The sequence below is a fragment of the Edaphobacter sp. genome (assembly GCF_035532915.1).
Classification (GTDB): domain Bacteria; phylum Acidobacteriota; class Terriglobia; order Terriglobales; family Acidobacteriaceae; genus Edaphobacter.
Map to the genome: position 1 here is coordinate 1 of NZ_DATKQC010000242.1, position 7,048 is coordinate 7,048.

Here is a 7,048-nt window from a genome sequence, read left to right on the forward strand (position 1 = left end):
CGCGCCGCGGAGGGAATACCGCAACGCTTCGGAGCTTGCGGCCGCAGCCGAGGTCTCGGTGATGAGCGCTTTCCGTTTCGTGCGCCAGTTGCGACAGGAGGGATTTCTCGACCGGAACGATGAACCGTTGCGCCTGGTGCGCCGCGAAGATCTATTGCGCCGCTGGCAGGTCGCCCATCTGCGCGGCGCGCCCGAGCTTCCCCTGCGCTGGGTCATTCCGCGCAAGAGCGAGCGCCCACTGCTGGCTGCAGCACTCTACGCCTATCACGCCGAGCCCAACGTAAAGGCCGAACCGGCGCCTCGAGCCTGTATCGGACTATTTGCCGCAGCTGAATCTCTGGGATTCGGCTTCGTGAACGGTCTTCCGCCGTACTTCTATCTCGAAAGCCTGGACCGGGAGGTCCTCAGCCGGATGGGGCTCTCGCCCGAGGGCGCCAAACAAAGACCGGACGTTTATGTGCGCATTCCCGCGTTCCGGGAGTCGGTCTTCCGCGCCGCAGTCGTCCGCAACGGCGTTCCGGTCGCCGACATCCTGCAGGTCTGGTTGGACGTGAGCTCCCATCCGGCACGCGGCGAGGCACAGGCCGAAGAGATCCGCCGCCGCGTCCTTGCGCCGATCTTCGAGGAGAAACAGTAATGGCCGTCCAATCGGATGGCGAGTATTTCGCCCGCCTGGTCGACGCCCTCGAACCGTGGCTAGATCAGGTCGTCATCATCGGTGGCTGGGCACACCGCCTCTACCGCCTTCACCCTCTCGCGCAGCCGCTCGACTACGAGCCTATGGGAACCTTCGACACCGACATTGCCGTCCCGCTCGATCTGCCCGCTACCGGCGAGCAGATTCGCGCGCGGCTGCTCGAAAGGGACTTCCGCGAAGAGCTGATGGGCGACACACAGCCTCCAGCCGCGCATTATCGCGTCCAGAGCGGAGACAACAGCTTTTACGCAGAATTTCTGGCGCCGCTCGTGGGCAGCGCAGTCAAGCGCGGAGGCCGGCGCACTGTAACGGCCCGTGTCTCCGGCGTCTTAGTCCAGAAGCTCCGTCACCTAGAACTGTTGCTCCAAAATCCCTGGAACGTGATGATCGCCCCTGCCGCCGGCTATCCGACGCCCGACGTTCGACGCATCCTTGTTCCCAACGCGGCGGCATTCCTGGTGCAGAAGATTCTGATTCACGAAAAGCGCGATCGCGACAGGCGCGCCAAGGACATCCTTTATATCCACGACACGATCGAGACCTTTGGCGGCAATCTCGCCGCGATTCGCGAGCAGTGGCAAACAAACGTTCAGCCTGCGCTGCACGCGAAGGCTGTCCGTGTGGTCGAGCGTGCCGCGGAAGAGTATTTTCGCGAAGTCAATGACACGATCCGCGAGGCTGCGCGCATCGCCACAGGCCGGAGCCTGACGCCGGAAATGGTGCGGGAACTCTGCGCGTTTGGGTGGCAGCAGATTTTTGCGTGAGAAAGCCGCTCGGTCCGATGCGAGGCGACGGCAGAACCATGGAGGAGGGAAAAACTGAGATGAGGGAGTACAAGTTTCTCTTCGACAATGACAGCCATGCGGCTGCGAAATTCTTTCCGGACAAGCGCGTCATAACGCTCGCTCAGATCAAGGTCTCTATCCACTCGTCGAGGACGAGGTGAAGCGCCAGATCGCCTCCATGCAGGCCCTGGATGAAGATGGCGAGCCGAACTTCAACGATGCCGACTACCAGCTTGCGGCCTACGCCGCAGCGCTGAAGGTGCTGACGCAATACGGAAAGCTCGATGGACGCGATGTGGAACATGAGGTCTTCGCGATGCGCGGCAGGAATGAGAAGAGCGATTTCCAGACGGTGATCGAACGCGCCCTCGGTATCGCCTGCGACACGCTCATCCCCCGAGGATTGGAAAGTTCCTGGCGTGACCTGTCGCTGGCAGAACGCTACTATCTCCGTGCCCTTGATATTGAGAGTCGCGGAGAACGCCGTAAGGGCATGTACGAAGAACTGGCCCGTGGATTCGGGGTGACGGACATTCGGCCCCTGCTGAAGAGCGACAAGGCCAATGGCGCGCGCATGTTTACGCCAACCGGTCTGGCAGCCGGTCTGCTCGCGCCCGTGCAGGGCGTTGAGATAGATACATCGAACCTGCCCACTCGCCGTGGCCGGGTAGGCAGCGGCGCTCCGCATCCATTTGCGGTGACCCCGTTACGCCACCTGATGTTTGCGATTCGTGAAACGACCGCGGCGGACAATGACCCGGAGCGCGGCCGTCAATATCTGCGCGACACCTTCGGTCAGGGGTATTGGACCAGGCGCGAAGGATTTATTGGTCTGCTGGAATGGATCGCAGCCCTTGGCAATGCGGAAGGGATGAACGAGTGGGCGGCAGACTCTGAATCTGCCCGCATTCTCGCCGGCCGCCTGCGGAACGATCACGCATGATGATGCAGAGACACTCAAGTCGAAGACACAGACTCGACCACGCCGTACTCAACCAGCGGCTGGAGGGCGCGATTTCCTACGACAGAATCGCAGGCTACTTTCGTTCGAGTCTGTTTGAAGTGGCAGGAGAAGCGATCTCCAAAGTTGCCGGGCCGGTACGCATTATCTGCAACTCGGACCTTGATCCAAGAGATCTGGCGACAGCGGCAGCAGCCCAGGCTGCGCTCCGGCGGTCATGGTGTGCGGGCCAGCCAGAAGAGGCCCCGCCAGCAGCGTTGCCGCGGTTTCAGGCGCTGTATGACATGCTGACGAGCAAAAAAATGGAAGTGCGGGTGCTGCCCGACTCTGCATTTGGGTTGATCCATGGAAAAGCTGGCGCTATTCGACGGGCAGATGGTACAGCAACCACTTTTCTCGGCAGTGTCAATGAGAGTGCATCAGCCTGGAAGATAAACTACGAGCTCCTTTGGGAAGATGATTCCCCCGAAGCGATCAGCTGGGTTCAGGAGGAATTCGACGCACTCTGGAACGACGCTCGAGCGATAGACCTTGCGTGCTGTCCTTTCGTCGTGAATGACTTGCAGCGAATCATAAACCGCAAGGTAGTTGGACCTACGGAACTCAAGGAGATTGCAGATCCCAATACGTTTGCCGCAACGGTAGCTGTCGAATCACCTGTCTACCGAAAAGAGCAAGGGCTCTGGCCTCACCAAAAGTACTTTGCCAGCTTGGCATTACAGCGGCATCGGCTTGGCGGTGCACGTCTCGTACTCGCGGATCAAGTTGGCTTGGGCAAAACGGTTCAACTCGCAATGGCCGCGATGCTCATTGCGTTGGATGACCCCAATGGCGGCCCCATCCTCGTGCTCGCACCCAAATCGCTTCTGCAACAGTGGCAGGACGAGCTGATGGAATTGTTGCAGTTGCCTTCAGCTCGATGGAACGGCAGCGCATGGGTGGATGAAAACAATCTCGAATATCCATCGGATGGAGCCAAGTCTCTGGGTAAGTGCCCACGCAAAATTGGCCTCGGTTCTCAAGGCTTGGTAGTGCGGGGAGCGCATGAACCGCTCAATCAACTCCTGAGTCGGCGATACAGTTGCGTGGTTGTTGATGAGTCGCATAGAGCTCGACGGCGGAATTTACCGAAGGTAGATGCCGGAGCCGAAGAGATCGACGAGAGACCTGAGCCCAACAAGTTAATGGCGTTTCTTTGGCAAATTGGCCGGAATACCAAAAGCATGTTGCTCGCTACGGCAACTCCAGTGCAACTCCATCCTGTGGAGGCTTGGGATCTGCTGAGCATTCTCTCCAACGGAAACGATGGTGTACTTGGTGGGTGGACGCGCACCAGTCCCTGGTGGCGCGCGAGCAGCTGTCTTCAAATTGCAACCGGAGATGCGGCAATTCCAACTGCCGATACTCACGAAGCTTGGGAATATATTCGTGATCCGCTCCCATCTCGCGAAGAAGATGCTGCATTCGATCGGATTCGCCGCAGCTTGGATGCAGACGATACACAATGGCAATTCACGCCAGAAAGCCTTGACCGGATTTCAACGGCAATAAAGCGAGTTCAACTTCAGAATGGCTTGCTGCCAATTTATGGGGAGCGGTTTAATCTACTCTTACGGTGCATTGTGCGCCGAACTCGTGCCTATCTAGAGACGACGATTGATCCAGCCACAGGTGAGCCTTTCCTACCAAGAGTGTCAGTCAAGCTATTTGGCGAAGGCGCGGAGGACTCGATCAGGCTCAGTGGCTACCTGCTTGAGGCTTATCAAGAGGCGGAGGCATTTTCTCTACTGCTGCAGCAACGCGTTCGGGGTGCGGGATTTTTCAAGACTCTGCTTTTGAGACGATTGGGAAGCTCCATGGAAGCTGGCCGGCTCACAGTAAGCCGACTGCTAACACCGGAGACGGAAATCACCTCGGGTGAAGAAGATGACGAAGACGAAGAAGAGGAATTGCCGCAGCCGGTTGGTCGTCCACCGCAGGGCGCAAGTGATTTCAAGGATTTTACTGCTGATGAACTGGCGCGACTTGAGCGATGTCTTGAACTACTGAAGGTCGGCGGCAACAGCGATCCCAAACTTGATGCTGTTATTGGGTATTTACTGGGCACACAACCAGGCGTAAGCCAACGCTGGCTAGATTTGGGCTGCATCTTGTTTTCGCAGTATTACGATACCGTTCGCTGGGCAGGGGATGAATTGGCAAAGCGTGTCGAGTTTGCAGCCATGGATATTGGCCTGTACGCCGGTACAAATCGCTCGGGTTTCTGGCGTGACGGGAGATTCCAACGTTGCAAGCGCGAGACGCTTAAGGAACGGGTTCGCACAGAGGATCTCAAGCTCATTCTCGGTACTGATGCCGCTTCTGAAGGCCTGAATCTGCAGCGTCTTGGAACTTTGCTCAATATCGACTTGCCTTGGAACCCCACGCGTCTTGAGCAACGTAAGGGGCGCATCCAGCGTATCGGCCAAGTGCGCAGCGAGATATGGATTGCGAATCTGAGATATCGAGACTCAGTTGAGGATCGCGTCCATCAAGTCCTGGCAGACCGCCTAGAGGCAATCCATGATCTATTCGGCCAGATTCCGGACACGCTGGAAGAAGTTTGGGTGCAGATTGCCCTTCAGAACGAACAGGCTGCGAATCAGTTGATTGACCGCACGAAAGCGACAAGAAACCCATTCGACGTGAAATACAGCAAGGTCGACGAAGCTGATTGGGACACATGCTCGACGGTTCTGGAGCCCATGGCCGTAAAAGAACAGTTCTCGCAAGGTTGGTGAAGCCGAATGTCCCATGCAAATCGCTACCAGAGGAAACTAACGAGACTCGGGTAACGGCCGTGGTTCTGTCGCGTGGCAGAATTGCCGTCCAGAAGCCAAGAATGGACAGCGTTCTATCGCACTCTCGATGTTGCGACGGCTTGACAAGGAAGAGCTGAATAAATTGCCGCAAATGAATTCGTTTCCGCCGTTGGATCAAGAGGATTAAACCTGACTTTCAGAGAAGCATCGAAAACCTCGCTTTACTCGCTTAACCACAGATCCTTGCCAAGGCCCCGCTTCTCTCGGCAGACATCCGGCGGATCATCACTGCCCGGCGCGGGGACCTGCTCGGCCTTCGAGACGCAACTCTGGTGCTGGTCGGATTCGCGGGCGGATTTCGTCGCTCGGAGCTGGCAGGTATCCATATATGTGACCTGAAGTTCTCAGCCGACGGCGTCGTCGTCACCGTCCGCAAATCGAAGACAGACCAGGAAGGCGCCGGATGGGAAGTGGGTCTGCCCTTCGGTGCCAGTCAGGATACGTGCCCGGTCCGCGCGCTGCACCAGTGGCTCGTCGCTTCCGGAATTTCCGACGGCCCCGTCTTCCGGTCGGTCGGCCGCTATGGACATGTCGCGCGGCGCGGTCTACACAAGGATTTCATCGGCAAGCTCCTGAAGCGGGCTGCAGCGCGGGCCGGATTGAAGGTCGAGGAGCTCGGCGGGCATTCGCTTAGGGCAGGCTGCGTCACCCAGGCCGCCATGAACGGCGTGCGCGAGTTCGTCATCATGAAGCAGACGGGCCACAAAACCATTGCGACTCTGCGGCGCTATATAAGGTCCGGCGAGATCTTTCGCGAAAACGCGGCTGCCGGCCTCGGAATCTAAGCACGCCACCAACGCCCGGGAAAATTCACTTCCCGGGCCTCGGTCGGCCAGGATGCAATCGCTTCCAGACATATTCGCATTTCTGACCCCTGAGAATTGAATCTTCCCGGATCCTCGCGCAAGAGGTATGGTTACGCCGCCGGGTTTCGATGAAGACGGAACCTCAGCCTCGATCTAGGCACGCCATATTCGATGCCCTTTTTGAATCACTGGCTAGAAGCCAGCTTGTGGCCAGTTTTTGCTGAATTGTCTTGAGCTGTCCAGCAGATCAAATCGAATTCACGCAACAAGCGAGCTCCGGAGGTTGGTGGCACCTTCTTAGCTTGGCCCATTCGCGCCAAAATCCGCCGTTGCCTCGTCGACTGCCCCTGTGAATGCAGGGACGGCATGCAGCCCAGGAGGCCAAAAGTTCCACTGCGGAAATGCCAATCAGAGAAAGTGGGAGAATTTGAGCAAATTTGGCAGGAGAGAGAAATTCTCCGATGGAACTTTTAGCCAGAAAAGGCCCGAAAACCGGGCCTGAATCGCTCTTTATGTCATTGATGATGGAACAGGCAGACTCGCTGGCGGTGGATGGAGTCTGTTGCGAACTGTTCTCCGGACCGAATTCCCTGCTAACAGGGAATAATACAGGGAAATTTGCGAATTTGGCATCTCAACCAAACCATCGCACGACTCTATGTCGCGGAATTTAGGTGAGTTTCCTCGCAGTCAAGCCCGATCCGACGCTGCTCGGAACAGGGAATTATCACTCGAATATCAGGGAATACCCATTCCCTGATGTCGCCAATTTGGGATCTCAAATGCAATTCCAAATTCGAGTGCGTGACTCGTAGCTCAGTGCCAGACTCATGCGCCGACTAATTCTGTTGAATCTCTCAAGGGCCTTCGCCGCACAGCCTGTCTCCAATCCCTCGGCACAGAAATTGCCGGGCACTCCACGTGGAATCGCCCGTGCA

General features: G+C 57.4%; 5 protein-coding genes. All 5 read left to right on the forward strand.

All coding sequences use genetic code 11. From position 1 onward, the window contains the following. A partial coding sequence (locus VMU57_RS11615) for a hypothetical protein (RefSeq protein WP_325383545.1) occupies positions 1-637 on the forward strand: 637 nt, incomplete at its 5' end. Beyond that, a complete protein-coding gene (locus tag VMU57_RS11620) occupies positions 637-1,461 on the forward strand; it encodes a GSU2403 family nucleotidyltransferase fold protein (RefSeq protein ID WP_325383547.1) in 825 nt (274 codons plus the stop codon). The genes VMU57_RS11615 and VMU57_RS11620, both read left to right, overlap by 1 nt. A gap of 178 nt (positions 1,462-1,639) precedes the next feature. After that, entirely contained in the window at positions 1,640-2,425 is a 786-nt protein-coding gene (locus VMU57_RS11625; protein WP_325383549.1) for a hypothetical protein, read from the forward strand. After that, a complete protein-coding gene (locus VMU57_RS11630; RefSeq protein WP_325383551.1) occupies positions 2,422-5,223 on the forward strand; it encodes a phospholipase D-like domain-containing anti-phage protein in 2,802 nt (933 codons plus the stop codon). The genes VMU57_RS11625 and VMU57_RS11630 overlap by 4 nt, the downstream gene beginning before the upstream one ends. A 293-nt stretch (positions 5,224-5,516) precedes the next feature. Further along, positions 5,517-6,089 carry a site-specific integrase gene (locus tag VMU57_RS11635; protein ID WP_325383554.1) on the forward strand — a complete coding sequence of 191 codons (573 nt, stop codon included), beginning with the start codon at positions 5,517-5,519 and terminating at the stop codon, positions 6,087-6,089. The last annotated feature ends 959 nt before the right edge of the window (positions 6,090-7,048 follow it).

Coding starts and splice junctions, on each gene's coding strand:
- VMU57_RS11620 (WP_325383547.1), top strand. CDS start 637: ATGGCCGTCCAATCGGATGGCGAGTATTTCGCCCGCCTGGTCGACGCC.
- VMU57_RS11630 (WP_325383551.1), top strand. CDS start 2,422: ATGATGATGCAGAGACACTCAAGTCGAAGACACAGACTCGACCACGCC.